The sequence below is a fragment of the Kitasatospora sp. NPDC087271 genome (genome assembly GCF_044744605.1).
In the GTDB taxonomy this organism is placed as follows: domain Bacteria; phylum Actinomycetota; class Actinomycetes; order Streptomycetales; family Streptomycetaceae; genus Kitasatospora.
The window spans coordinates 79,425-103,945 of the sequence record NZ_JBIUYQ010000017.1; the positions used below are offsets into that span (position 1 = coordinate 79,425).

22 protein-coding genes are annotated in these 24,521 nt (G+C 71.6%); 13 read left to right on the plus strand and 9 right to left on the minus strand.

Going from position 1 to position 24,521, the window contains the following annotated elements:
* Positions 1-16: 16 nt before the first annotated feature.
* Positions 17-862, minus strand: a complete 846-nt coding sequence (gene map / locus ACIO9K_RS26165) for a type I methionyl aminopeptidase (RefSeq protein ID WP_363622337.1) — start codon at positions 860-862, stop codon at positions 17-19.
* 104 nt (positions 863-966) lie between these two features.
* Here map and ACIO9K_RS26170 point away from each other — a divergent pair, with 104 nt between their 5' ends.
* A complete protein-coding gene (locus ACIO9K_RS26170; RefSeq protein ID WP_363622335.1) occupies positions 967-1,197 on the plus strand; it encodes a hypothetical protein in 231 nt (76 codons plus the stop codon).
* Positions 1,198-1,264: 67 nt separating this feature from the next.
* On the opposite strand, the gene ACIO9K_RS26175 is transcribed toward ACIO9K_RS26170, so the two are convergent.
* Positions 1,265-2,632, minus strand: coding sequence for an MFS transporter (locus ACIO9K_RS26175; protein WP_363622333.1), 1,368 nt, complete (start codon positions 2,630-2,632; stop codon positions 1,265-1,267).
* Between the two features lie 107 nt (positions 2,633-2,739).
* The gene (locus ACIO9K_RS26180) at positions 2,740-3,345 is read right to left on the minus strand and encodes a hypothetical protein (RefSeq protein ID WP_400333551.1); all 606 of its coding nucleotides are present in this window, start codon (positions 3,343-3,345) and stop codon (positions 2,740-2,742) included.
* A gap of 47 nt (positions 3,346-3,392) precedes the next feature.
* On the opposite strand from ACIO9K_RS26180, the gene npdG reads away from it, so the two are divergent.
* Both npdG and ACIO9K_RS26190 read left to right on the plus strand, forming a co-directional pair.
* Entirely contained in the window at positions 3,393-4,085 is a 693-nt protein-coding gene (gene npdG / locus ACIO9K_RS26185) for an NADPH-dependent F420 reductase (RefSeq protein ID WP_363622329.1), read from the plus strand.
* Between the two features lie 114 nt (positions 4,086-4,199).
* Positions 4,200-4,400 carry a hypothetical protein gene (locus ACIO9K_RS26190; protein ID WP_363372195.1) on the plus strand — a complete coding sequence of 67 codons (201 nt, stop codon included), beginning with the start codon at positions 4,200-4,202 and terminating at the stop codon, positions 4,398-4,400.
* A gap of 4 nt (positions 4,401-4,404) precedes the next feature.
* On the opposite strand, the gene ACIO9K_RS26195 is transcribed toward ACIO9K_RS26190, so the two are convergent.
* Complete coding sequence (locus ACIO9K_RS26195; protein ID WP_363580861.1) at positions 4,405-5,220, minus strand: site-2 protease family protein; 816 nt, start codon at positions 5,218-5,220, stop codon at positions 4,405-4,407.
* A gap of 181 nt (positions 5,221-5,401) precedes the next feature.
* On the opposite strand from ACIO9K_RS26195, the gene ACIO9K_RS26200 reads away from it, so the two are divergent.
* Complete coding sequence (locus tag ACIO9K_RS26200) at positions 5,402-8,800, plus strand: BTAD domain-containing putative transcriptional regulator (protein WP_363622327.1); 3,399 nt, start codon at positions 5,402-5,404, stop codon at positions 8,798-8,800.
* 158 nt (positions 8,801-8,958) lie between these two features.
* On the opposite strand, the gene ACIO9K_RS26205 is transcribed toward ACIO9K_RS26200, so the two are convergent.
* Together ACIO9K_RS26205 and ACIO9K_RS26210 are read right to left on the minus strand one after the other, a co-directional pair.
* Positions 8,959-9,771 carry an ABC transporter permease gene (locus tag ACIO9K_RS26205; protein ID WP_400333556.1) on the minus strand — a complete coding sequence of 271 codons (813 nt, stop codon included), beginning with the start codon at positions 9,769-9,771 and terminating at the stop codon, positions 8,959-8,961.
* Entirely contained in the window at positions 9,768-10,790 is a 1,023-nt protein-coding gene (locus ACIO9K_RS26210; RefSeq protein WP_363580866.1) for an ATP-binding cassette domain-containing protein, read from the minus strand. Before ACIO9K_RS26210 ends, ACIO9K_RS26205 begins: the two co-directional genes overlap by 4 nt.
* A 346-nt stretch (positions 10,791-11,136) precedes the next feature.
* Here ACIO9K_RS26210 and ACIO9K_RS26215 point away from each other — a divergent pair, with 346 nt between their 5' ends.
* Complete coding sequence (locus ACIO9K_RS26215; protein WP_350885084.1) at positions 11,137-11,670, plus strand: NUDIX hydrolase; 534 nt, start codon at positions 11,137-11,139, stop codon at positions 11,668-11,670.
* Here the strand turns inward: ACIO9K_RS26215 and ACIO9K_RS26220 are convergent, their stop codons facing one another.
* A complete protein-coding gene (locus ACIO9K_RS26220; protein ID WP_400333646.1) occupies positions 11,671-12,969 on the minus strand; it encodes a hypothetical protein in 1,299 nt (432 codons plus the stop codon).
* Between the two features lie 184 nt (positions 12,970-13,153).
* On the opposite strand from ACIO9K_RS26220, the gene ACIO9K_RS26225 reads away from it, so the two are divergent.
* From ACIO9K_RS26225 to ACIO9K_RS26240, 4 genes are all read left to right on the plus strand, one after another.
* The gene (locus tag ACIO9K_RS26225; protein ID WP_363622319.1) at positions 13,154-13,798 is read left to right on the plus strand and encodes an ATP-binding protein; all 645 of its coding nucleotides are present in this window, start codon (positions 13,154-13,156) and stop codon (positions 13,796-13,798) included.
* Between the two features lie 73 nt (positions 13,799-13,871).
* Complete coding sequence (locus tag ACIO9K_RS26230) at positions 13,872-14,990, plus strand: radical SAM protein (protein ID WP_363622317.1); 1,119 nt, start codon at positions 13,872-13,874, stop codon at positions 14,988-14,990.
* Between the two features lie 2 nt (positions 14,991-14,992).
* Positions 14,993-15,190: a hypothetical protein gene (locus ACIO9K_RS26235; RefSeq protein WP_363622315.1), complete on the plus strand. Its 198-nt coding sequence runs from the start codon at positions 14,993-14,995 to the stop codon at positions 15,188-15,190.
* Between the two features lie 84 nt (positions 15,191-15,274).
* On the plus strand, positions 15,275-16,120 hold the full coding sequence (locus ACIO9K_RS26240) for a GNAT family N-acetyltransferase (protein ID WP_363622313.1): 846 nt from the start codon (positions 15,275-15,277) through the stop codon (positions 16,118-16,120).
* A 143-nt stretch (positions 16,121-16,263) separates the two neighbouring features.
* Here ACIO9K_RS26240 and panB read toward each other — a convergent pair whose 3' ends face one another.
* Entirely contained in the window at positions 16,264-17,133 is an 870-nt protein-coding gene (panB, locus tag ACIO9K_RS26245) for a 3-methyl-2-oxobutanoate hydroxymethyltransferase (RefSeq protein WP_371516740.1), read from the minus strand.
* Between the two features lie 280 nt (positions 17,134-17,413).
* Here panB and ACIO9K_RS26250 point away from each other — a divergent pair, with 280 nt between their 5' ends.
* From ACIO9K_RS26250 to ACIO9K_RS26260, 3 genes are all read left to right on the plus strand, one after another.
* On the plus strand, positions 17,414-19,024 hold the full coding sequence (locus ACIO9K_RS26250) for an MFS transporter (protein WP_363580870.1): 1,611 nt from the start codon (positions 17,414-17,416) through the stop codon (positions 19,022-19,024).
* 164 nt (positions 19,025-19,188) lie between these two features.
* Complete coding sequence (locus ACIO9K_RS26255) at positions 19,189-19,839, plus strand: TetR/AcrR family transcriptional regulator (protein WP_363580872.1); 651 nt, start codon at positions 19,189-19,191, stop codon at positions 19,837-19,839.
* A gap of 450 nt (positions 19,840-20,289) precedes the next feature.
* Positions 20,290-21,159 (plus strand): endonuclease/exonuclease/phosphatase family protein, encoded by an 870-nt coding sequence (locus ACIO9K_RS26260; protein ID WP_363580978.1) that lies wholly within the window; start codon positions 20,290-20,292, stop codon positions 21,157-21,159.
* A gap of 5 nt (positions 21,160-21,164) precedes the next feature.
* Here the strand turns inward: ACIO9K_RS26260 and ACIO9K_RS26265 are convergent, their stop codons facing one another.
* Complete coding sequence (locus ACIO9K_RS26265) at positions 21,165-22,919, minus strand: NAD+ synthase (protein WP_363580874.1); 1,755 nt, start codon at positions 22,917-22,919, stop codon at positions 21,165-21,167.
* Between the two features lie 163 nt (positions 22,920-23,082).
* Between ACIO9K_RS26265 and glnA the strand changes: the two genes are divergently transcribed.
* A complete protein-coding gene (gene glnA / locus ACIO9K_RS26270; RefSeq protein WP_363580876.1) occupies positions 23,083-24,444 on the plus strand; it encodes a type I glutamate--ammonia ligase in 1,362 nt (453 codons plus the stop codon).
* The last annotated feature ends 77 nt before the right edge of the window (positions 24,445-24,521 follow it).

Here is a 24,521-nt window from a genome sequence, read left to right on the forward strand (position 1 = left end):
GGCGCCCGGCCGGGGGTCACGGCAGGGTGAGGACCTCCGCGCCGTCCGCCGTGACCACCAGGGTGTGCTCGAACTGGGCGGTGCGCTTGCGGTCCTTGGTGACGACCGTCCAGCCGTCCGGCCAGATCTCGTAGTCGTAGGTGCCCAGGGTGAGCATCGGCTCGATGGTGAAGGTCATCCCCGGCTTGATCACCTCGGTGGCCCGCTCGCTGTCGTAGTGCGGGATGATCAGGCCGGAGTGGAACGACGTGTTGATGCCGTGCCCGGTGAAGTCCCGCACCACGCCGTAGTCGAAGCGCTTGGCGTAGGACTCGATGACCCGCCCGATCACGTTGATCTGACGGCCGGGCTTGACGGCCTTGATCGCCCGGTTGAGGGATTCGCGGGTCCGCTCGACCAGCAGCCGGGACTCCTCGTCGACGTCGCCGACCAGGTAGGTGGCGTTGAGGTCGCCGTGCACCCCGTGGATGTACGCGGTGGCGTCGATGTTGACGATGTCGCCGTCCTGGAGCACGGTCGAGTCCGGGATGCCGTGGCAGATCACCTCGTTGATCGAGGTGCAGACCGACTTGGGGAAGCCGCGGTAGCCGAGGTCGGACGGGTACGCGTCGTGGTCGCACATGTAGGTGTGGGCGACGGCGTCCAGCGCGTCGGTGGTGACGCCGGGGGCGATCAGCTTGGCGGCCTCCGCCATCGCCCGGGCGGCGATCCGGCTCGCGATCCGCATCTTCTCGATCGTCTCGGCGGTCTGCACCTCGGGCCCGGTGTACGGCGTCGGGGCGGGCCGACCGACGTACTCGGGGCGCGCGATGTGCGCCGGGACCTTGCGGGTGGGGGACTGGATGCCGGGTACGAGAGCCATGGCCGCGAGTCTATCGGCCGCCCCCGGCGCGCCCGGGCGGTGTGCGCGGCGGCCCCGGCCGGGGAATGATCGGTACGACCCCATCGAATCGACGGGAGGGCACCATGCCCCTGGGATTCCACCGCAAGCCGACCGGCAAGCCCGGCGAGTGGTTCTACTGCATCAAGCACGGCAAGGTCGAGGAGGGGCCGGAGTGCCCCGCCAAGGACCGCCTCGGCCCGTACGACAGCCCGGAGGAGGCCTCGCACGCCCTGCAACTCGCCGACGAGCGCAACCGGGAGTGGCGGCAGGGGGACGAGCGCTGGAACGACACGCCGAAGGACGGCGGCGAGTAGCGGCCGGGGCGGCGCCCGGCTTCTCTGCCGTCAAGCCGTCGCCGCCGTCCGTCCCGTCCGTCCGCCGTCAGTCCGTCGCCGCGGCGGCCTCCCGCTCGCGCTGCTGCTCCCGCTCGCGCTCCGCGCGCTCGTGCCCGGCGCGGACGGCGGCGGTGTGCGGGTCGGTGCGGTCGTCGTAGGCGAGCAGCTTGGGCAGCGCGGCGGCCACCGCGAGGACGGCGGCGACGCAGATCAGGCCGCCGCTCCAGACGGCGGCGCGGACGCCGACCAGCCCGGCCATGGTGCCGGCCCGGACCTGGCCGAGCTGGGGCCCGACGGAGTAGCTGAGCAGTTCGACGCCGGCCATCCGGCCGCGCACCTCGTCCGGGATGGACTGGTTCCACATGGTCGAGCGGGCCAGCCCGCTGATCTCGTCGGCGCCGCCGGCCAGCGCCAGGCCGAGCAGCACCAGCCAGATGCTCCCGGACAGGCCGGCCAGGGCCATGGCCGCGCCCCAGCCGACGGCGGCGACCACCAGCAGCCGGCCGTGCCGGTGGATCCGGGACGTCCAGCCGCTGGTCGCCCCGACCAGCAGGGCGCCGGCTGCGGAGGCCGCGTACATCGGGCCGAGCGCCCAGTCCGCGCCCAACTCGGAGGCCAGGAAGGGGAAGACGGCCACCGGGAAGGCGAACAGCATCGCGCAGAGGTCGATCGTGTAGGTGCCGAGCAGGTCCTTGCGGCTCCACGCGTACCGGACGCCGGTGAGCACCGCCCGCACCGACGGCCGCTCGGCGCCGGTGGCCGGCGGCACCGCCCGGATCCGGACGAGCAGCAGCAGCGATGCGGCGAAGGTGAGCACGTCCAGCGCGTACGCCGTCCCCACCCCGGAGAACGCCACCACGACGCCGGCCAGCGCCGGACCGGCCACCGAAGCGGCGTTGCGGTACAGGGAGTTGAGCGCGAACGCGGCGGTCAGGTGCTGGTGCGGGACGATCCGCGGGGTGAGCGAGTCCAGGGCCGGGCGCTGCAACCCGTCGCAGGCCGCGACCAGCGCGGCGACCAGGTAGATCGGCCAGAGCAGCGGGGACGGCAGCAGCGCGTTGAGCAGCAGCAGGCCGGCGAGCAGGCCCAGCCCGGCCTCGGCCCGCAGCACCAGCTTCCGGCGGTCCAGGGCGTCGGCGAGGGCGCCGCCCCACAGGCCGAAGACGATCAGCGGGACGAGCTCGAAGGCGCCGATCAGGCCGACCGCGAAGGAGGAGCCGGTCAGCTCCTTGATCTGCATCGGCACGGCGACGTAGGTCAGGTAGCTGCCGAAGCTGGTGACGCAGCCGGAGAGCCAGAGGAAGCGGAAGTCGCGGGAGGCGCGCCAGGGCGAGAGGTCGGGCGCGAGCGAGCGCAGCAGCGTGCGCAACCGTCCGGAGGTGCCGGGGGGATGCGGGGGTTCGTCGTCGTTCACGAACCAGCATCCTCGAACGCGGGCTGCCGGGTTCGCAAAGGGTTTTTCAGCCCGACACACGACCGTCAGCCCGACACCTCGCTGACAACGGCCGGGTCGGGCCCGGGCTACCAGCGGCTGATCGCGGGCGGTGCGGTCAGCCGGCCGGCGAGTTCGGCGAGCCGGTCCAGCGCGGCGCGGCGGGCCGGGGGCCGCCCGGCGGCGGCGCTGACCAGGTGCTGGGCGAGGTCGAAGGGCTCCTCGTCGGCGGTGCCGACGGCGAGCCGCTCGTGCGCGAGCCCGCCGAGGTCGCCCGGCTCGGCGGGGGCGGCGCCGTCCAGCGCGAGCACGGTCGCGCCGTGCCGGCGGGCGTCCTGCACCCGTTCCAGCAGCGGCGCGCCGGCCGTCTCCGGCGCCACCACCAGGACGGTGGCGCCGCGCCCGGCCCCGGTGAGCCGACTCAGGCCGTGCGCGAGGTGCGCCGGGGCGCCGACCGGCGGAGCGTGCCGCAGCAGGATGGGCGCCAGTCGGGGGACGGCCGACCAGGCGGCCTCGTCGGCCAGGTGTGCGGCCAGATGCCAGGGCTCGTACGCCTCGGTGCCGATCAGCAGCAGTCCGCCGGCCCCGCGCCGCGACACCGAGCGCCGCAGCGACCCGGCGAAGCCGCCGACCGCCTCCAGCCAGCCGGTGCCCGCCAGGTGCTGCCGGAGTGCCGAAACTCTCACCGCGTCCATGCGGCCCAGAATGTCGCGTCCGGCCAGGGGTTTGACAGGATCGGCCCATGACTTCCCTCGATTCAGCGACAAACCCGGCCCACGAACTGCCGGACGTCTCACAGCTGGTGATCGGTGTCCTCGGCGGCACCGGCGACCAGGGGCGCGGCCTGGCCCTGCGACTGGCCAAGGCCGGCCAGCAGGTGATCATCGGCTCGCGCGACGCGGCCCGGGCCGAGGCCTCCGCCGCCGAGCTGGGCCTCGGCGTGCGTGGCGCCGACAACGCCACCACCGCCCGGGAGAGCGACGTGGTGATCGTCGCGGTGCCCTGGGACGGGCACGCCTCGACCCTGACCGCGCTGCGCGAGGAACTGGCCGGCAAGATCGTGGTCGACTGCGTCAACCCGCTCGGCTTCGACAAGCAGGGTGCGTACGCGCTGAAGCCGGAGGAGGGCAGCGCCGCCCAGCAGGCCGCCGCGCTGCTGCCGGACTCCCGGGTCACCGCCGCCTTCCACCACCTCTCGGCGGTGCTGCTCCAGGACGAGTCGGTGGAGCAGATCGACACCGACGTCATGGTGCTCGGCGAGGAGCGGGCCGCCACCGACATCGTGCAGGCGCTGGCCGGCCGGATCCCCGGCATGCGGGGGATCTTCGCGGGCCGGTTGCGCAACGCGCACCAGGTGGAGTCGCTGGTGGCCAACCTGATCTCGGTCAACCGCCGCTACAAGGCCCACGCGGGCCTGCGGGTGACGGACGTCTGAGATCCGGTGGAGCCGTGTCGGCCTCACCCCTGGACCAGCTCCGGAGGTGAGGTCGGCGACAATGGGTGCGGCCGCAACCCGGCCGACCGCACCCGGCCCTAGGAGCCTCCCGCCATGCCCCGCACGTCCCTCTTCGCCCTGATCGTCGTCGTCCTCGCGCTGGCGGCCGCCGTGGTCTCGCTGACCCAGGGCTTCTGGCTGGGCCTGATCTGGCTCCCGATGGCCGGTGTGGCGAGCAACGTGCTCTGGATGAACCGCCGCCGCGCGAAGATCGCCGAGGCCACGGCCGCCGCCGCGGCAGCCGAGCAGGGCTAGTCGGCTAGTTCTTCCAGAAGCTGAACAGGTACCGGCCGAGCGTCGCGTAGTCCTGGTCCACGCCGAACAGGCTCATCAGGTCGTGGATGACCCCGAAGAAGAACGAGTTCACCGAGGGCTGCCACAGCAGCGCGAACACGGCCAGCAGCCCGTACGGCGCGAACGGCTCGACCGCGCGCCGGGTCTTGTACGACAGCCAGGGCTCGACGATCCCGTAGCCGTCCAGCCCGGGCACCGGCAGCAGGTTCAGCAGGGCGGCGCTGAGCTGGAGCAGGCCGAGGAAGCCGAGCGCGCCCGCGAACGGCGAGACGTTCAGCTCGTAGCCGTTCCAGACCGCGTGCACCGTCGGGTCGTCCAGCCAGCCGGCGCCGATCGGGATCAGCAGCAGGGCCGCGCACACCACGTTCACCAGCGGCCCGGCCGCCGAGATCAGGCTGTGCTTGAGCCGGCCCCGGATCCGGTCCCGCTCGATCCAGACCGAGCCGCCGGGCAGGCCGATGCCGCCCAGGATCACGAACACGATCGGCAGCACGAAGCTGAGCAGCACGTTGGTGTACTTCAGCGGGTTGAGCGTGAGGTAGCCCTTGGCGCCGACGCTGATGTCGCCACCGTGCAGGGCGGTGCGGGCGTGCGCGTACTCGTGCAGGCACAGCGAGACCATCCAGCCCGCCACCACGAACAGGAACACCCCGAACGCGGCGTTCCCGTAGCCCGAGTACACCGCCCAGCCGGAGGTGGCGAGGACGGCGAGGAGCACCCAGAACACCGGGCTGATCCGGCGGTCCTCGCTGCGTGAGCGCTGCGTGGCGGCGAAGGTCATGGTGTGGGTGCTCCGGGTGTCCGAGGAAAAGCGGGCAGGGGATCGATCATGCCGGGCGGGCCGGTGACCGGACAAGCCGTCCCGGGTGAACGTCCGAGGGCCCCGTCCGGGTTCCGCCGCCGGTGAGGGGCCCCTGGACAATTGTGCGCCCCGATCGCCGCCCATCGACCAGAATGGACCGGTGTACTACGGCATCCTCGGGACCACGACGGCCCACCACGACGACGGCACCCCGGTGCCGCTAGGCGGCGCCCGGCTGCGGGCACTGCTCACCGCGCTCGCCCTCCGGCAGGGCCGTCCGGTGCCCGCCGACCTGCTGGTGGACGAGGTGTGGGAGGCCGAGCCGCCCCAGGACTCCTCCGCCGCGCTCCAGACCCTGGTCGGCCGGCTGCGCCGGACCGTCGGCCGGGACGAGATCGGCTCCGGCCCGGCCGGGTACTGGCTGACCGACCCGGCCACCGACCTCGCCGAGTTCCAGCGGCTCGGCACCGAAGGCCGCCGCGCCCTCGACACCGGGGACCACGCGCTCGCCGCCGAGCGGCTGCGCGCCGCCCTGGCGCTGTGGCGCGGCCCCGCCCTGGCCGACCTGCCGGACCGCGGCGGCCCGGCCGCCCGGCTGGAGACCCAGCGCGAGGAGGCCCGCCGCCACCGGATCACCGCCGAACTCGGGCTCGGCCGGGCCGCCGAACTGGTCGCCGAGCTCACCGAGCTCTGCGAACGGCAGCCGCTGGACGAGCCGTTGCAGCAGCTGATGATCCGGGCGCTGCACGAGAGCGGTCGCACCGCCGAGGCGCTGCGCCACTACGAGCGGACCAGGCGCGCCCTCGCCGAGGAGCTCGGCGTCGACCCGGGGCGCCAACTCCAGTCCCTGTACGCCACGTTGCTGACCCCGGCCGAGGTCGAACCGGCGCCCGCCGCCGCGCCGACCACGCCCGCTCCGGAGTCCATACCGGCCCCGCCGGCCCCGCCGGCCCCGCAGGCCGCCGGGCGGCCGGGGGCGCCCCAACCCCCGCGCGTCGGCGGCAACCTGCGCGGCCGGCTGACCAGCTTCGTCGGCCGGGAGAGCGATCTCGCCGCACTGCGCGGGACGTTGACGGAGCGCCGGATGGTCACCCTGACCGGCCCCGGCGGCTCCGGCAAGACCAGGCTCTCGATCGAGGCCGGCCGCGCCGAGCAGTCCGCCGGGCACTGGCCGGACGGCGTCTGGGTGGCCGAACTCGCCCCGCTGGAGACCCCGGACGCGGTGCCCGCCGCCGTGGTCTCCGCGCTCGGCCTGCGCGAGATCGTGCTGCACAGCGGCGGCATGGTCGCCGAGGTGATCGAGAAGCGCGCCGAGGACCCGGTGCGCCGGCTGGTCGAACACTGCGGCCACCGCCGGATGCTGCTCGTCCTGGACAACTGCGAGCACCTGATCCAGGCCGCCGCCGACCTCGCCGACATCCTGCTCACCGAGTGCCCCGAGCTGACCGTGCTCGCCACCAGCCGGGAGCCGCTCGGCGTGCCCGGCGAGACCGTGCTGCCGGTCGAGCCGCTGCCCGACCCGGTGGCGCTGCGCCTGCTCACCGAGCGCGCCACCGCCGCCCGACCCGGCTTCGACCCGGACACCGACCCGGCGGCCTGCGCCGAGATCTGCCGCCGCCTGGACGGCCTGCCGCTGGCCATCGAACTCGCCGCCGCCCGGCTGCGGGTGATGACGGCACGCCAGATCGCCGACCGCCTGGACGGCCGGTTCGCCCTGCTCACCGCGGGCAGCCGCACCCTGCTGCCGCGTCAGCAGACCCTGCGCGCGGTGGTCGACTGGAGCTGGGACCTGCTGGGCAAGCGCGAACGGGCGGTGCTGCGCCGGCTCTCGGTGTTCGCCGGTGGCTGGCAGCTGGAGGACGCCGAGGCGATCTGCGCGGACGGCGTCGAGGTGGTCGGCGGGGAGGTCGCCGACCTGCTGCTGTCGCTGGTCGACAAGTCCCTGCTGGTAGCCGACCTGGACGATGGCAGCCTGCCGCGCTACCGGATGCTGGAGACCATCCACGAGTACGCGACCGAGCGCCTCGCCGAGTCCGAGGAGGAGCGCGACGCGACCGGGGCCCGCCACCTGACGCACTTCCGTACCATCGCCGCCACCGCCTTCCTGAACATCCACGGCCCCCAGCAGCTGCACTGGCTGACGGTGCTGGAGCGCGAGCTGGACAACATCCGGGCCGCGCTGAGGCGCGCCATCGACCTCGGGGACGAGGAGCAGTCGCTGGTCCTCACCCTCGGCATGAGCTGGTACTGGTCGCTGCGCGGCTACAGCATGGAGGCCCGCGGCTGGTACGACGCCGTCGCGGCGCTCGGGCCGGATCCGTTCGGCCCGAAGCCGCCCGTACCGCTGGAGCGGGACGTGCTCTCCTACGGCCTGCCGATGCCCGAAGGGGTCGTCGAGGAGGCCCGACGACTGCTCGCGATGTACCGGCTGATGGGCATGTTCGAGGGGAACCTGGACGTGCTCGGCAACCCGGTGGCGATCGCCGTCGCGGAGCAGCTGCTGGAGGTCTACACCCCGGAGCTGCCGCAGGCCTACCGGTTCCCGGGCCTGATGCGGGTGTTCGGGGCGTTCCTGGCCGGCCGGCTGGAAATGATGAGGAGCCTGCTGGACGACGCCGTCCGCGGCTGCGAGGAGCACGGCGGGCCGAACGACCTCGCGTTCATCCTGCAGCTCCGGGCCAAGATGCTGAACGACTGGCCGGGCGGGGCCGACCAGGGAATCCTGGACGGCCAGCGCTCCCTGGAACTGTTCGAGCAGGCCGGCAACCTCTGGGGGGTCTCCCAGGCCCTGTCCGCCCAGGGCGAGTCGCTGGCCAACCGGGGCGATCCGGAGGCGGCCGCCGTCGCGTACGAGCGGGCGATCGAGCTGGCCGAGGAGCTGGGGACGCCGCACGAGGTGCCGATGCTGCGGGTGAACCTCGGCTCCGCCCTGCTGGAGCAGGACATGGAGCGCGGCGAGCGGATCATCCGGGAGACGCTGGCCGGGCTGGACCACCATAGCGCGGACCACTCCTCCACCGGCGCGCTGCTGTTCGGCGGCCTCACGCTCTGCGGCGTCCACATGCTGCGCGGTGAGTACGCGCAGGCGCTGGCCGAGCTGGACCGGATGGAGGCGACCAGCGTCGGCAGCTTCGCCCCGGGGATCGTGACCGGGATGCTGACCACCACCCGGGGCTGGATCACCGCCCGGGCGGGCCGGCCGGACGAGGGGCTCGCGATGCTGCGCGAGGGGCGGACGCTGCTGCGCGAGACGTCGCGCACGAGCGGCTTCGGCGAGCAGATGACGGTCATGGTGGTCCCCGCGGTGGTGGGGGTGCTGCGCGCCTTCGCCGAGCGCGACGGCGACCTGGAGCGGGCCCGGCAGGCCACCGTGCTGCACGGCGCGCACCACGTGCTGAACGGCCCGAAGGGCGGCTACCTGGACCGCGTCGAGCGCGGCCGGGCGGCGACCGACCTGCGGGCCCAGCTGGGCGACGCCGCGTTCGAGGCCGCCCACGCCGCCGGCGAGGGCCTGACCCCGGAACAGGTCCGGGAGCGGATGTACGAGTGGATCGGCTGACCGGCGTCCGTCCCTGGTCACCGGCCAGCCGACAGGAGTGGATCGGCTGACCGGCGTCCGTCCCTGGTCACCGGCCAGCCGTTCCGCCGGCCGGCCCCGTCCCCTGGTGCCGGCCGGTCGCCCCCCGGCCCTCCCCCGCGGAGGGCCGGCGGCCGTTCTCAGGTCCGCTTGCGGAAGCGGGCGACGGCGAGCGGCGCGAAGATCGCGGTGGTGGCCACCGACCAGATCAGCACGACCATCACCGGGTGGGCCAGCGGCCCCTGGCCGTTGAGCAGGGAGCGGGAGGCGTCGGCGAGCGCCGACAGCGGGTTGACCTTGGTGAAGGCCTGGAGCCAGCCCGGCATGGTGTCGGTCGGCGCGAAGATCGAGCTGCCGAACTGCATCGGCATCAGGACCAGCATGGCCACGCCCTGGACGGCCTGGGCGCTGCGCAGCGCCATGCCCAGCAGCATCGAGACCCAGACGATCGACATGCCGAACACCAGCGACAGGCCGACCGCGGCCACGACCTCCAGCGGACCGGTCTTCACCTCGAAGCCGATGCACATCGCGAAGCCGATCAGGATCACGAAGGAGAGCAGCGCCCGGCAGGTCTCGGCGGCCATCTTGGAGAGCAGGACGGAGGCCCGGCCGATCGGCAGGGTCCGGAAGCGGTCCATCACGCCGGTCTGGAAGTCGCTGTTCAGGCCGGTGCCGACGGCCATCGCGAGGGTGAGGCCGGTCTGCCCGAGCAGGCCGGGGATCATGTACTGCTTGTAGGAGTCCTGGTTGCCGGAGACGGCGCCGCCGAAGACGTAGACGAACAGCACCGTGAAGATGACCGGCATCAGCACGGCGTCGAACATCGACTCCGGGTCGGCCTTGATCCGCATCAGGTTGCGCCGGGTCAGTGCACCGACGTGGCGGAAGGTGCCGGACAGGCCGATCCGGGGGTCCTCCACCCGGGCGGGGGCGATGGTGGCGGTGGTCATGCGACGGGCTCCTTGGCGAGGCTGGGGGCGGCGTCCGCGGTGTCGGCGGGCTTGCCGGTGATGGCGAGGAAGACCTCGTCGAGGCTGGGCACCTTGGTGTCGATGCCGGCTATCGCGAAGCCGCGGCCGCCGAGCACCCCGATGACGGCGGTCAGCTGCTCGTCGTTGGTGATCGGCACCGCGAGCAGCCCGGTGTCGGTGGAGACGGTGGCGCTGGTGATGCCGCGGTCGTGCAGGCAGCGGGCCATCTCGGGCAGCTCGGCCGGGTGGACGGCGCGGATCTGGAGGGTCTGGCCGCCGACCTTGGCCTTGAGCTCGGCCACGCCGCCGTTGGCGATCACCCGGCCGCGGTCGATGACGGTCAGCTCGTCGGCGAGCTGCTCCGCCTCCTCCATGTACTGGGTGGTGAGCAGCACGGTGCTGCCCTCGGCGACCATCCGCTGGACCTCGTCCCAGACCTCGTTGCGGGTGCGCGGGTCGAGGCCGGTGGTGGGTTCGTCCAGGTAGAGCACCTTGGGGCGGCCGATCATGCTGGCGGCCAGGTCGAGGCGGCGGCGCATGCCGCCGGAGTAGGTCTTGGCGGTCCGCTTGGCGGCCTCGGTGAGCGAGAAGCGCTCCAGCAGTTCGGCGGCCCGGGCCTTGGCCTCGCGGCTGGGGAGGTCGAGCAGCCGGCCGATCAGGTAGAGGTTCTCGTACCCGGAGAGGAGCTCGTCGACGGAGGCGTACTGCCCGGTGAGGCCGATGGTGCGGCGCAGCTGCTTGGGCTGGCGCAGGACGTCGTAGCCGCCGACGAACGCGGTGCCGGCGTCGGGCTTGATCAGGGTGGAGAGGACCCGGACCAGGGTGGTCTTGCCGGCGCCGTTGGGGCCGAGCACGCCGAGCACGGTGCCCTCGCGGACGGTGAGGTCGACCCCGTCGAGGGCCTTGGTGGTGCCGTAGTGCTTGACGATGCCGCGGACCTCGACGGCGTTGCCCGCGGCGGTCCCCCGGTCGTTCGGGGCGGTGGCGATTCGTGTCATGCCCCTAGGCTGTCCGGCCCGGCTGTCAGCCCCCTGTCGGCCGGCGCCGCTCGCTGTCAGGCCGCTGTCACCCGGCTGTCACCGGCGTACGGGGATACGGCCTCCAAATTATTTCAACACCAAAAGAAAAGATTTTTAATCGGTGGCGCCTCCTCGGACGAGGAGGCGCCACCGAAAGAAAAAATTCTGAACGAACAGGGAGGGACCAGGCTCGGAATGAAGGGGGACTTGGCAACTGTCTGCCGACATCACCACTATTCGTCAGTCTGACGCGAATTAGTCGGAGGGGCCTGCCCGGGGCGCCGACCTCTGAGATGCTGAGGGTCCATCGAGGGAGGCTTCAGCAATGCAGTGGAAGATCCACGGGGAACGTCCGATCTACGAGAACCCATGGGTGAATCTGTGGTTGGCCGACATCGAGCAGCCCGACGGCCACCGCTGGGAACACCACGTGGTCAAGCTGCGGCACCTCGCTGTGGCGGCTGTCGTGAACGACCGGAAGCAGGTCCTCATGATGTGGCGGCACCGCTTCATCACCAATACCTGGGCCTGGGAACTCCCGATGGGGCTTATCGAGCCGGACGAGAGCCCGGCAGAGGCGGCAGCCCGCGAGACACTGGAGGAGACCGGCTGGAAGGTCGCTGGGGTCGAGCCGCTGATCTACGCCCAGCCGGCCAACGGGATCACGGACTCGGAGCACTTCGTCTTCCGGGCCGACGCTGTCGAGTACGTGGGCCCGCCGACCGAGCGCAACGAGTCCGACCGAGTCGAGTGGATTCCCCTGTCCGAGCTTCGCGGCATGATCGACCGCCGCGAGATCGTCAGCAGCGGCACGCTCGTGGGAGTGCTGTACCTGCTGCTTGACGAGGCCGGTCACTGATCACTCGGCCATGCCGGTGATCCGGTCGGACAGTTCCGCGGCCGAGGCGCTGCTGCGGTAGGGCCTCAGGAGTCGGCAGAACTCATGGAGATGGGCGACCACCCTGGGGGACTCGATGGCTGCGGTCAGGGCGAGGGCCTCCCCAGCGGTGGCGCATGCCAATTCGACCTCTCGCCGCTGGAGTTGGGTCCGTGCGAGCCAGAAGGTATGGAACGCGCGGCCTCTGAGGTTCGCCATCGGCTCCGCCTTCAATCCTTCGGCGATGAGCGGCTCGGCAGCCCCGGCTTCATTCAGCCGGCCGAGGACGATGCCGGTATCCACGGTGAGCTTGGTGTGGTCGAAATACCGAACCCAGGCGGGGTCGCCGTCACCATCGGCGATGCACCCGAAGTGGCGATGCGCCTCGGTGATCGCGCGATGGGCTGCCTCCCGATCGTGCGCACTCGCGTGACCGAAGGCTTCCCGCACCGACAGCATCGCCAGGAGTCTCGGTGTACCTCCGGCAGAGCGTGCGTTGTCCTGCGCGGCCCGGGCGAGCGTGATTGCGTCCTGAGGCTTGTCCTGGTAGGTCGCCTGGAGGCTGAGGCACGCAAGTACGTTGGCGATGAACGTGCGGTCGTCGATCTCCCGCGCGAACCGAAGTGATTCGGTGAAGTAGCCCTGCGCCGCGCTGTACTGCCGCGCGTCGAAGTACGTCCAGCCGGCAAGGCGGGCGAGCTCGGCCGCGATGCCGTGGAGACTGCGCCGGTAGTTCGGGTCGACAGCGTCCCGTATGACGCCCATGACGTACCTCAGTTGACCGATCACCGCAGGTCGGAGCGCCTCACCGCCGTGCTGATCGTCGCGCCGCCAGTAGTCCTCGATGGACACCTGAAGGGAGCGGAGGACATTCGGTGTGGCCCTGGATCCGGCTGCGATGGCCAGGATGTCATCCAAGGTGTTCTCTGTTGGCGCGTCCCTGGCCGGCCTCGAGGTATACGCAGGGTCAACCATCACTGGTGACCCTGCGCGGGGGTGTGGACCTTCCCAGCTACGATCCGCAAGCCCGAGCATGCGGCCGGGAATCCGTAAGCCATCCGCGATGCGCTCGATGACGACCATGTTGGTGATCTTCGGGCGCCCCTTCATCACCTCCCCCACCCTGCTGGGCGTCAGCTCACAGGCCCGTGCGATGCGTGAAGGGTGGAACCCCCCTTTGCGCTTGGCGAGTTGGAAGATTCTTGCGAAGTCTCGATCCGCGCAGGCCGCCCTCATCTCGGGGTCCGCGAGCAGGCGACGCGGAAGCCCGGGCGGCCCCATTGGCTCACTCACGACCGGCCCCCTGCAGCAAAGGATCATCGCTCAGCGTCACTTGAGATAACTGACCGCAAGTTTACCCATCGTGGGTACACACGCTGGCCTTACCTCGAAGCCGCCGCCTCGGGATTCTGGTGCTCCTCCGGATACATGCCCGGAGGAGTACCCGACTGAGACGGCCCCGCCAATGAACCGCACCGACGCTGCCACGATCCCGAAGCCGCACTCCTGGGATGTCGAGCCGAACCCGGCGACCATCCGGCCGGCACGTCGACTGATCCGGCACCTCGCCGCTTCCTGGCGGGTTCCGTTGACGGACGACGCTTTGTGGGATGCGGAGTTGTGCGCGGGCGAGCTGCTGGCCAATGCCATCGAGTACGGACAGGAGTGCTGCCGCATCACGGTGCTGTGGACTGGCGCCCGCCTGCGGGTCGAGATCGCTGACCGGAGTCCGCAGCCGCCGGTCAGGAGCAAGGCCGACGACATGGCCACCAACGGCCGTGGCCTCCTGCTGGTGGAGGCACTGGCTCACTCCTGGGGCTGGCACCCGGTGGAGAAGGGAAAGGTGGTGTGGTTCGAAGCGGCCCCCGACCGAGCCGTGACGGGGGTCGATCCGGCCAGTGGTCGTGGGGCGACCGTCTCCTCTCCCTCGTCTCGATACGAGATTCGCCCGATCGACTCCTGCAGCCCGCACTTCCTGTTGCTGGAGTGCTGGGGGATCTACGACCGCGAGCGGCACGAGTACCTGCGCGCGTTGGGCGATCCGCACCGGATCAGGCGCTTCTACACCCTTGCGTCCGCTGAGGCGTACCTGCGCTACCCCGGCGCCTGACCGCCTGGATCCGCCCAGGCACTTCGGCCCGCCGTCGGCGGCGCCTTCCGAATTGCTCAGTGAAGGAGGGAACATGCACAACCTCATCGCCAGTCCGTTCTTGGACGAGTACCTGTTGGTGCGGCCGGGCAGCCGTGGCGGCCTTCGGCTCCCGCACTCCTACTACGAGGACCTGCGTGCCCATGACCCGGCCGAGGCGGCTCCCTCCTGGCTCGTGGACGCCGTGGGCACCCAGTGGGCCGACCTGGAGGTCACCGGCCGGCCGGTGGGCGAGTTCCTGTTCGTCCGCGAGCCCTCCCCGTGGGGTTACTCCAGGGCGTCGTGGGAGATCAACCTCGGCTGCAACTACACGTGCAAGCACTGCTACCTGGGACTCAAGGTCAACTCCGGCATGCCGTTGGCCGACAAGCTGGCGTGTCTGCGGATCATGGCCGAAGCTGGCGTGCTGTGGCTCCAGATCACCGGTGGGGAGCCCACCGTGGACAAGGACTTCCTCGTGTCCTATCGGACCGCCTTCGAGCTGGGCATGATGATCACGGTCTCGACGAACGCCTCGCTACTGTGGCGCGAGAACCTGCTTGGCCTCCTCCGGGACTGCCCGCCCTACCGGGTCACGGTGTCGATGTACGGCGCCACGAAAGCCAGCTACGACGAGCTCACGCAACGGCCGGGCGCCTGGGACCTGTTCGTCCAGGGGATGAACGCCGCGCGCCACGCCCGGCTCCCGCTACGGATGAGCGTTGTCGTCACCGACGACAACGCGCACGAGGAGCAGGCGATGATCGACCTTTGCCGGTCGTGGGGGTTGGAGTACAACGTCTTCACCAACATGACGCCGACGATCTACGGCGGTGCCGAGTCCCTGACCGCGCAGTCCAAAGAGCACCTGCGCATGCGCAAGCCGTTCGCCGGGTGCAACGCGGGCCACAGCTTCTTCCACACCGATCCCCACGGTCTGGTGTCCATCTGCAAGATCGGCCGTGACGACCAGATCAGTCTGCCCGCTGAGGGGATCGACGGCCTTGCCCGGCTCGGCGTCATCGCCGACCGCCTCATGCTTCGCACCGGTGGCTGCTCCGGCTGCCAGCTCTCCGGGTCGTGCACGGTGTGCCGACCCTTGGCCAAGCACTACCAGGAGGCGAAGGCACCACTCGGTTCCTACTGCCAACACGGCATCAAGAAAGCAGGATGAACATGACCGCAGTTGCCATCGAGATCTCCCCGAGGCGTCCGCTGCCGGGGGACGGCCCGACCCAGCGCCTGCCGTACCTGACGCGGCCCCTGGGCGTCTCCGTCCCGCCCGTCACCGAGATCACCACCGTCGCCGACCTGGACGACACCATGGAGTCGATCAAGTGCTCGTGCTCCGCAGGTGACGACAACCCGCACTGATCGCGATCGGTCGGTGATGCTCAGGCCCTGACGCGGTTCGCGTCAGGGCCTGAGCCCGGCGTGGCAGCCGAGTAGCGTGGGCGCATGGGATTCCGCTGGGACTGGCTGCAACCCCGCATCTCCGTGCCGTACGTGCCGGCACTCGGCCCCGTTCACCCCGACGTGATGGGCCCGGAACTTCTGAACGACGTGTTCGCCGTCGCCGGCACCGGCCGGTTCCTGTCCCACGACAAGGACCGGCGCTGGTCGGACCGCAAGGGCGAACGGGTCCTGGTGGACGACATCGTCCAGGACCGCGAGCACACCCTGATCCCGACGATCACCGACCGCGGGATCCTGCGGCTCCACCTCTACGGTGCCTCGGAGTGCCTGCCCGGAGCCCGCGAGAACGCCGCCGGACTCGCCACCCTGCGCGGAGTCGCAAAAGCCCGCGTCGTGTGGTTCCAGGAGGCCCCGGAGCCTCTGGCCGCATCCACCCGCGTCCAGCTCAGGACCTTCGACAGCCGCGTTCCCGCTGTCGACGGAGTCGAGGCCCTGTCCGGAACAGCCGCGGACGTGGCGAAGACCTTCGAGGCCTTCGCCGAGAAGCTGGCCGGCGAGGGGTTCGCCTTCCTGCACTCCAGGCTCGAAACCGTCGGCCCCGTTCTGATCGAGGTGCGGGACGGGCGGGTGGCCGGTGCCATCGGCCCCATGGAGACGATGGCTGACCCGATCGGGCGAGTCCGCCTCCTGCCCCAGTACTTCGGAGTCCTGCCGGAGTACCGCGGACTCGGCCTGGGGCGGCAACTGTGGCGGGCCGCCATGCACTGGGGCCGGGCGCACGGCGCCGACTACCAGCTGCTGCAGACCGCCGTCGGCGGCGCGTCCGATCACCTCTGCCAGAGCGAAGGACTCGCCGACCTGGGGGTCGTCTGCGTCTCCGACATCTGAGCGGATCGAGCTCCGCCGAGGCCGGGATTCGTCCTGTCTCCCCGCGGCCAACGAAGGAACCGCGGGGCCCTGCCCTTTTCGACCGGCAACGTCGCCGCTTCGGCGATGCCGAAGCGGCGACGGGCGACGGTGCGGGTAGGCCGTCAGCGGAAGCTGTGCTCCGCCGCCGGGAAGGCGCCGCCGCGGACGTCCTCGGCGAAGGCGCGGGCGGCGTCGCCGAGGACGGTCCGCAGGTCGGCGTACTGCTTGACGAACTTGGGCACCCGGCCCGCCGTCATGCCGGCCATGTCGGTCCAGACCAGGACCTGGGCGTCGGTGTCGGGCCCGCCGCCGATGCCGACGGTCGGGATGGTCAGCTGCTCGGTGACCTGGGCGGCCAGCTCGGCCGGCACCGCCTCCAGTACGACCGCGAAGGCGCCCGACTGCTGGACGGCCTTGGCGTCGCGCAGCAGCTGGTGCGCCGCCTCGTCGCCGCGGCCCTGGACGGGGTAGCCGCCGAAGGCGTGCACGGACTGCGGGGTGAGGCCGATGTGCGCCATCACCGGGACGCCGGCCTCGACCAGCAGCTCGATCGAGCGGGCGCTGCGCTCCCCGCCCTCCAGCTTGACCGCGCCGACCCCGGCCTCCTTCATCAGCCGGGCCGCGTTGCGCATGGCCTGCGCGGGGGACTCCTGGTAGGAGCCGAACGGCAGGTCGGCGACGATCATCGCGCGCTTGGTGCCGCGGACGACGGCGGCGGAGAGCATCACCATCTGATCCATGGTCACCGGCACGGTGGTCTCGTAGCCGAGGTGGCAGTTGCCGGCGGAGTCGCCGACCAGCAGGACGGGGATGCCGGCCTCGTCGAACACTCCGGCGGTGAGGGCGTCGTAGGCGGTGAGCATCGACCACTTCTCGCCGCGCTGCTTGGCGCTGGCGAGGTCGCGGACGGTGATGCGGCGGTTGGTGACCCCGCCGTAGAGGGTGGCGGTCGCCGCCTGGTTCTGGGCAGGCGAAGGCGAAGAAGCGTTCATCGAACGGACTCCTGAAGGGTTGTCGTCTCGTGGCGCCGTGCGGCGTCCCCGGATCACCTCCATGCTTGCACGCCCCGGCGTGCGCGCAAAGGGGCGTGCGGGCGGTCGGGTGCGATCTGCGGCACACCGGCGAGCGCGGGCGCCCCCGGGCTTTGCCGCGTTTTTACGAAACGGAGTCGTCTCGTATCGTAATGGCCGCTACCCTGGTGCCGGGGGGTTACGAGACGACCATGGCTCGGAATTGCCCGCCAGTGCCACACCACCACGGACGGGAAGACCAATGACCACCGCAGCCGCGCCACCCCGCGTGCCGGAAGCCATCCACCGCCGACGCTGGGCGATCCTCTGCACCCTGGTGCTCGCCCTGCTCGTCGTCGTCCTCGACAACTCGATCCTCAACGTCGCGATGAAGACCATCGCGACCCCCGCGCCGGTCGGCCTCGGCGCCAGCCAGAGCGACCTGGAGTGGTCGATCAACTCCTACACCCTGGTGTTCGCCGGGCTGCTCTTCACCTCCGGCCTGCTCGGCGACCGCTTCGGCCGCAAGCGCGCGCTGCTCGGCGGCATGGTGGTCTTCGGCATCGCCTCGCTGCTCTCCGCGCTGGCCGCCTCGCCCGGTGAACTCGTGGGCTACCGCGCCCTGATGGGCGTCGGCGCCGCGCTCGCGATGCCCGCCACGCTGGCCATCATCATGAACGTGTTCGAGCGCTCCGAGCAGCCCAAGGCGATCGGCATCTGGGCCGGCGCGGTCGGCCTGGCCATCGCCATCGGCCCGATCACCGGAGGCCTGCTGATCGAGCACTTCTGGTGGGGCTCGGTCTTCCTGGTCAACGTCCCGATCGTGATCGTCGCGGTGATCGCGATGATCGTCCTGGTGCCCGAGTCCAAGGACCCGAACCCCGGCAAGCTCGACCCGATAGGCGTGCTGCTGTCGATCATCGGCCTGGTCGCGCTGATCTACGGCATCATCAAGGGCGGCGAGCTGGCCGACTTCACCGCCGCCGAGGCCTGGGTGCCGACGCTGGTCGGCGTGCTGGCGCTGGCCGCCTTCGTCTGGTTCGAGGGCCGCACCCGCTTCCCCGCGCTGGACGTCACCTGGTTCCGCAACAAGGTGTTCAGCGCCTCCGTCGTGGTCGTCGGCGTGGTCTTCTTCGCGCTGATGGGCGTCTCCTTCTTCGGCGTCTTCTACATCCAGAGCGTGCGCGGCTACAGCGCGCTCCAGGCCGGCCTGCTGATGCTGCCGCTGGCCGTCGCCCAGCTCCTGTTCGCGCCGCGGGCCCGGCTGGTGGTCGACCGCTTCGGCGTCGCCGCCACCGCCGCCGTCGGCATGCTGCTGATCGCGGTCGGCTTCGTCGGCTATACCCTGCTGGGCGTCGACACGCCGATCTGGGTGCTGATCGTGCTCGGCCTGCTGATGGGCACCGGCATGGCGCACGTCATGCCGCCGGTCACCGTCGCGATCATGGCCTCGCTGCCCCGCGAGAAGGCCGGCGCGGGCTCGGCCGTCAACAACACCTTCCGCCAGGTCGGCGGCTCGCTCGGCGTCGCCGTGCTCGGCGCGGTGCTCTCCACCGTCTACCGCGACGGCATGACCGACACGCTCAACCAGCTGCCCGACGACCTGCGCGGCAAGGCCGGCGAGTCGCTGGAGGCCACCCTGGCCATCGCCGAGCGGATGGGCCCCAAGGGCGCCGCGCTGATCGGCCCGGCCGACGACGCCTTCGTCAGCGCCATGCACGTGGTGGCCTCGCTCTCCGCGGGCATCACGGTGGTCGGCGCGCTGATCGCCTGGTTCCTGCTGCCGCGCCGGTCGGCCGCCCCCGGCGGCCCGGCCGGGAAGGCCGCCGAGCAGCCCGACCAGAGCCGCAAGGCCGTGGCCGCGGACGCCTGACCCTCGATCGCACTGAGCGACAATGGCCCTGTCACCCGGGTGAACCCCCGGGCGGCAGGGCCGAGGTCCAGGACGGCGGCCGCCACCCGGCCCGGTCCACGGACCACCATCGGAAACGGAACGGCGCCCGTGCGCCACGCGGACAGCGAGGGAGTACAGCGGGGATGAAGACGGACACCCCGGCCGCCGGAGCCGGACAGCCCTGCGCCGCCGTACGCCGCGGCCGCCCGCGCAGCGAGGCCGCCGAGCAGGCCATCTTCGCCGCCGTCGAGGACCTGATGGCCGGCGGCACCGCGCTGTCCGAGCTCACCATCGAGGGCATCGCCGCCGCGGCCGGCGTCGGCAAGGCCACCATCTACCGGCGCTGGCCCAACAAGGAGGCCCTGCTGGTCGACGTGGTCAGCCGGCTGGAAGTCCCGATGCCCGCGCCGACCGACGGCACCGCCCGGGACCACCTGATCGAGATGATCGACTACATGCGCCGGCGCGGCCTCGCCAAGCGCTCCCGCTGGGTGCTCAAGGCCGCCCTCGGCCAGATGCAGGGCCTGCCCGACCTGTACAGCGCGTACCGCGACCGGGTGATCAAGCCGCGCCGGGAGGCGGGGCTCACCCTGATCCGCCGCGCCATGGACGAGGGCGTGCTGCGGTCCGACCTCGACGTCGAGCTGCTCGGCGACATGCTGATGGGCCCGATCCTGTACCGCAGCATCCTCTGGGACGACTCCGACCTGGAGGACCCGGACCTGGCCCGCCGGATGGTCGACTCGCTGCTCGAAGGCCTGGCGCCGCACGCGGCCTCCGGCTCCCGCGGCTGAACGCGCTCCCGCGCCCCGGACCCCGCGCCCCGGTCCCGTACCCGCAGCGACCTGCACCGACCTGCGTCCGACCTGCACCGACCTGCGTCCGGCGTGGCCTGGCTCACCAAACCGGGCCACGCCGGAACCCGCTCCGACGGCCCCGCGTCTGTCCCGGCATAGGCTGAGCCGGGTATCCGATCAAACCGGCACCAGTCCGGCACCCGCCCGTACCCCACGGGCCGGACACCGGACCGGCGACGGCACGAACAACGGGAGCCACGGATGACGCAGGCGGACAGGACCGACCGGAGCACGGCCGGGCCCTGGGGCGAGGCGGGCGCCCCGGCCCCCGCGGGCCGTCCCGGAGGGTTCCTGGGCCTGCGGCACTGGGGCCGGGACGGCCGCGGCGCCACCACCTGGCGGCGCGGCCTGGTGGTCGCGGTGCTGGCCGTGCTCACCGCCCTGCTGATGGCCCTCCACGCCGACGTCCCCAACAGCGCCGGCAACCTCGGCAGCCTGCTGGAGACCTTCCTGCCCTGGATCGGCCTGGCCGTCCCGGTGCTGCTGGTCCCCGCGCTGCTGCGCCGTTCCGCCACCGCGCTGATCGCGCTGCTGCTGCCCGTCGCGATCTGGCTCAACCTGTTCGGCGGCCTGCTCAGCGACAAGAGCGGCGGCACCGGCGACTGGACGGTGGTCAGCCACAACGTCGCCGCCGCCAACCCCGACGTGCCGGGCACCGTCCGCGGCCTGGTGGCCTCCGGCGCCCAGATCGTCGCCCTCCAGGAGCTGGCCGGCAAGCCGCTGCGCGACTACGAGAGCGGGCTCGCCGAGGCGTACCCGTACCACGAGGTGGAGGGGACGGTCGGCCTCTGGTCGAAGTACCCGATCAGCGGAGTCTCGCCGGTGGACCTCAAGATGGGCTGGACCAGGGCGTTCCGGGCCCAGGTCGCCACCCCGCAGGGCCCGGTCGCGGTGTACGTCGCGCACCTGCCGTCGGTGCGGCTGAAGGCCGAGGGCGGCTTCACCGTCGACCAGCGGGACGTCAGCGCGCAGGCGCTCGGCGACGCGATCCAGGCCGAGCCGGTGAAGAAGGTGCTGCTGCTCGGCGACCTCAACGGCACCATGAACGACCGCAGCCTGGCGCCGGTCACCTCGCAGATGCGCTCGGCCCAGGGCGCCGCCGGGGACGGCTTCGGCTTCAGCTGGCCGGCGTCCTTCCCGATGGCCCGGATCGACCAGATCATGAGCAAGGGCGGCCTCGCGCCGGTCGACTCCCGCACCCTGCCCCGGGACGGCAGCGACCACCTCGCGGTGGCCGCCACCTACCGGTTCAACTAGCTGGGTCAGCCCCGCCGCCAGCGGTTGGTGATCGGCAGGCGGCGGTCCCGGCCGAAGTTCTTGACCGAGATCTTGGGGCCCGGCGGGTACTGCCGCCGCTTGTACTCGGCGGTGTCGACCAGCCGGACCACCCGGTCCACCACGGCCGGGTCGAAGCCGGCCGCGACGATCGCGTCCCGCCCCTCGTCGCCCTCGATGTAGCGGGCCAGCACGCTGTCCAGCAGGTCGTAGTCGGGCAGCGAGTCGCTGTCCTTCTGGTCCGGCCGCAGCTCGGCGGACGGCGGCTTGGAGATGGTGTTCTCCGGGATCGGCGGCACCTCGCCGCGCCGCTCGGCCTCCTCGTTGCGCCAGTGGGCCAGCCGGAAGACCAGCGACTTGTAGACGTCCTTGATCGGCCCGAACGCGCCCACCGAGTCGCCGTACAGGGTCGAGTAGCCGACGGCCAGCTCGCTCTTGTTGCCGGGCGCGAGCACGATGTGCCCCTCCTGGTTGGAGATCGCCATCAGCAGGGTGCCGCGCAGCCGGGACTGCAGGTTCTCCTCGGCCAGGCCGGTCAGCTCGGTCGCGCCCAGGTAGGCGTCGAACATCGGGGCGATGGAGACGGTGCGGTAGTGCAGCCCGGTCCGGCGGGCCAGCTCGGCCGCGTCGTCCCGGGAGTGCTGCGAGGAGTAGCGGCTGGGCATCGAGACGCAGTACACGTTCTCGGCGCCGATCGCGTCCACCGCGATGGCGGCCACCAGTGCCGAGTCGATGCCGCCGGAGAGGCCGATCAGCACCGAACGGAAGCCGTTCTTGGTGACGTACGCCCGGGTGCCGGAGACCAGCGCGGCCCAGATCTCCGCCTCGTCGGACAGCCGCGGCGCCACCTCGGGGGTCGGGGTGTCCGCGGGCGCGGCCTGCGGCTCGCCGCCCAGCTCGGTGCGGACGAGGTGCAGGCCGTCGCTCAGCAGCAGGCCGTCGGTGTGGTCGCCGCCGGCGGCCGGCAGGTCGAGGTCCAGCACCAGCAGGTGCTCCTCGAACTGCGGGGAGCGGGCCAGCACCTCGCCGTCCGCGCCGACCACGATCGAGTCGCCGTCGAAGACCAGCTCGTCCTGGCCGCCGACCATGTTGACGTAGGCCAGCGGGCAGCCCGCCTCGGCGGCCCGGCGCCGGACCAGCTCCAGCCGCTGGTCGTCCTTGTTCCGCTCGTACGGCGAGCCGTTGACCACCAGCAGCAGCCCGGCCCCGGCCTCGCGGGCCGCGGTGACCCGGCCGCCGTCCTGCCAGATGTCCTCGCAGATGGCCAGCGCGACGTCCACTCCGTGCAGCCGCAGCACCGGCAGCTGCTCGCCCGGGACGAACCAGCGGTACTCGTCGAACACGCCGTAGTTGGGCAGGTGGTGCTTGGCGAAGCGGGTCACCACCTCGCCCCGGTGCAGCACGGCGGCGCAGTTCTGCGGGGAGCCGGCCGGGCGGCCGAACCTCGGCGAGGCGTGCTCGGAGCGCCCGAGGTAGCCGACCACCACCGGCACCTCGCCCAGCCCGTCGGCGGCCAGCCGCCCGGCCAGCTCGACCAGCGCGCCCCGGGACGCCTCGACGAAGGAACTGCGCAGGGCGAGGTCCTCGACGGGGTATCCGGTCAGGGCCATCTCGGGGAAGGCGACCAACTGGGCGCCGGCCTCCACGGCCTGCCTGGTCCAGCGCACCACCTCATCGCTGTTGCGGGCGATGTCACCGACCCAGGGGTCGATCTGGCTCAGGGCGAGACGGAGATTGGGCATGCCTCCGAGTGTAATCGTCGATCTGACGCAATGTGCTGCCCGGGGGGTCGGACCGGGGTCCGGACTGCCGTCCCGCGCGGTGATCGGCCATGATGGGGGCAGTCGCGTCCGGGGGTCTTCCGGGCGTAACACGAGCGTAAAGAGCAGAGGTGAGACTGTCCCCATGGGCAAGCAGCAGCAGTTCGTGCTTCGGACGCTTGAGGAGCGTGACATCCGGTTCGTCCGGCTGTGGTTCACCGACGTGCTCGGGTTCCTGAAGTCGGTCGCGGTGGCTCCGGCCGAACTGGAGCAGGCTTTCGAGGAGGGCATCGGCTTCGACGGCTCGGCGATCGAGGGCTTCGCCCGGGTCTACGAGTCCGACATGATCGCCAAGCCGGACCCGACCACCTTCCAGATCCTGCCGTGGCGCTCGGAGACCCCCGGCACCGCCCGGATGTTCTGCGACATCCTGATGCCCGACGGCTCGCCGTCCTACGCCGACCCCCGGTTCGTGCTCAAGCGCACCCTGGAGAAGGCCTCCGCCCAGGGCTTCACCTTCTACACCCACCCCGAGATCGAGTTCTTCCTGCTGAAGAACCTGCCCGGCGACGGCACCCCGCCGATCCCCGCCGACCAGTCCGGCTACTTCGACCACACCCCGCGCGGGGTCGGCCACGACTTCCGCCGACAGGCCATCACCATGCTGGAGTCGATGGGCATCTCGGTGGAGTTCTCCCACCACGAGGGCGCCCCCGGCCAGCAGGAGATCGACCTGCGCTACGCCGACGCGCTGTCCACCGCCGACAACATCATGACCTTCCGTCTGGTCATGAAGGAGGTCGCGCTGGAGCAGGGCGTGCACGCCAGCTTCATGCCCAAGCCGTTCTCCGACCACCCCGGCTCGGGCATGCACACCCACCTGTCGCTGTTCGAGGGCGACCGCAACGCCTTCCACGAGACCGGCGCCGAGTACCAGCTCTCCAAGGTCGGGCGCTCCTTCATCGCCGGCCTGCTCAAGCACGCCGCCGAGACCGCCGCCGTCACCAACCAGTGGGTGAACTCCTACAAGCGGATCTGGGGCGGCTCCCAGCGCACCGCCGGCGCCGGCGGCGAGGCCCCGTCCTACATCTGCTGGGGCCACAACAACCGCTCGGCGCTGATCCGGGTGCCGATGTACAAGCCCGGCAAGCAGGGCTCCACCCGGATCGAGGTCCGCTCCCTGGACACCGGCTGCAACCCGTACCTCGCCTACGCCGTCACCCTCGCGGCCGGCCTCAAGGGCATCGAGGAGGGCTACGAGCTCCCGCCGGGCGCCGACGACGACGTCTGGGCGCTGTCCGACTCCGAGCGCCGCGCCCTCGGCATCCAGCCGATGCCGCAGAACCTCGGCGAGGCGATCGACCTGATGCAGCGCAGCGAGCTCGTCGCCGAGACCCTCGGCGAGCACGTCTTCGACTTCTTCCTGCGCAACAAGCGGCAGGAGTGGGAGGAGTACCGCTCCGAGGTCACCCCGTTCGAGCTGCGCAAGAACCTCCAGGTGCTGTGAGCACCTGAGGCTCCCAAACACCTCCGGGCCCGCTGTCGTTCGATCGGATGACAGCGGGCCGTCCGCTGGGGTGGGAT

Excerpts from the sequence above, each read along its gene's own strand:
- ACIO9K_RS26220 (WP_400333646.1), bottom strand. The coding sequence starts at position 12,969 with ATGGGGCCGCCCGGGCTTCCGCGTCGCCTGCTCGCGGACCCCGAGATG.
- ACIO9K_RS26235 (WP_363622315.1), top strand. The coding sequence starts at position 14,993 with ATGACCGCAGTTGCCATCGAGATCTCCCCGAGGCGTCCGCTGCCGGGG.
- ACIO9K_RS26190 (WP_363372195.1), top strand. The coding sequence starts at position 4,200 with ATGCCCCGCACGTCCCTCTTCGCCCTGATCGTCGTCGTCCTCGCGCTG.
- ACIO9K_RS26205 (WP_400333556.1), bottom strand. The coding sequence starts at position 9,771 with ATGACCACCGCCACCATCGCCCCCGCCCGGGTGGAGGACCCCCGGATC.
- ACIO9K_RS26250 (WP_363580870.1), top strand. The coding sequence starts at position 17,414 with ATGACCACCGCAGCCGCGCCACCCCGCGTGCCGGAAGCCATCCACCGC.
- npdG (WP_363622329.1), top strand. The coding sequence starts at position 3,393 with ATGACTTCCCTCGATTCAGCGACAAACCCGGCCCACGAACTGCCGGAC.
- ACIO9K_RS26215 (WP_350885084.1), top strand. The coding sequence starts at position 11,137 with ATGCAGTGGAAGATCCACGGGGAACGTCCGATCTACGAGAACCCATGG.
- ACIO9K_RS26195 (WP_363580861.1), bottom strand. The coding sequence starts at position 5,220 with ATGACCTTCGCCGCCACGCAGCGCTCACGCAGCGAGGACCGCCGGATC.
- ACIO9K_RS26170 (WP_363622335.1), top strand. The coding sequence starts at position 967 with ATGCCCCTGGGATTCCACCGCAAGCCGACCGGCAAGCCCGGCGAGTGG.
- ACIO9K_RS26180 (WP_400333551.1), bottom strand. The coding sequence starts at position 3,345 with ATGGACGCGGTGAGAGTTTCGGCACTCCGGCAGCACCTGGCGGGCACC.
- ACIO9K_RS26210 (WP_363580866.1), bottom strand. The coding sequence starts at position 10,790 with ATGACACGAATCGCCACCGCCCCGAACGACCGGGGGACCGCCGCGGGC.
- ACIO9K_RS26225 (WP_363622319.1), top strand. The coding sequence starts at position 13,154 with ATGAACCGCACCGACGCTGCCACGATCCCGAAGCCGCACTCCTGGGAT.
- ACIO9K_RS26230 (WP_363622317.1), top strand. The coding sequence starts at position 13,872 with ATGCACAACCTCATCGCCAGTCCGTTCTTGGACGAGTACCTGTTGGTG.
- ACIO9K_RS26265 (WP_363580874.1), bottom strand. The coding sequence starts at position 22,919 with ATGCCCAATCTCCGTCTCGCCCTGAGCCAGATCGACCCCTGGGTCGGT.
- map (WP_363622337.1), bottom strand. The coding sequence starts at position 862 with ATGGCTCTCGTACCCGGCATCCAGTCCCCCACCCGCAAGGTCCCGGCG.
- ACIO9K_RS26255 (WP_363580872.1), top strand. The coding sequence starts at position 19,189 with ATGAAGACGGACACCCCGGCCGCCGGAGCCGGACAGCCCTGCGCCGCC.
- ACIO9K_RS26240 (WP_363622313.1), top strand. The coding sequence starts at position 15,275 with ATGGGATTCCGCTGGGACTGGCTGCAACCCCGCATCTCCGTGCCGTAC.
- ACIO9K_RS26260 (WP_363580978.1), top strand. The coding sequence starts at position 20,290 with ATGGCCCTCCACGCCGACGTCCCCAACAGCGCCGGCAACCTCGGCAGC.
- glnA (WP_363580876.1), top strand. The coding sequence starts at position 23,083 with ATGGGCAAGCAGCAGCAGTTCGTGCTTCGGACGCTTGAGGAGCGTGAC.
- panB (WP_371516740.1), bottom strand. The coding sequence starts at position 17,133 with ATGAACGCTTCTTCGCCTTCGCCTGCCCAGAACCAGGCGGCGACCGCC.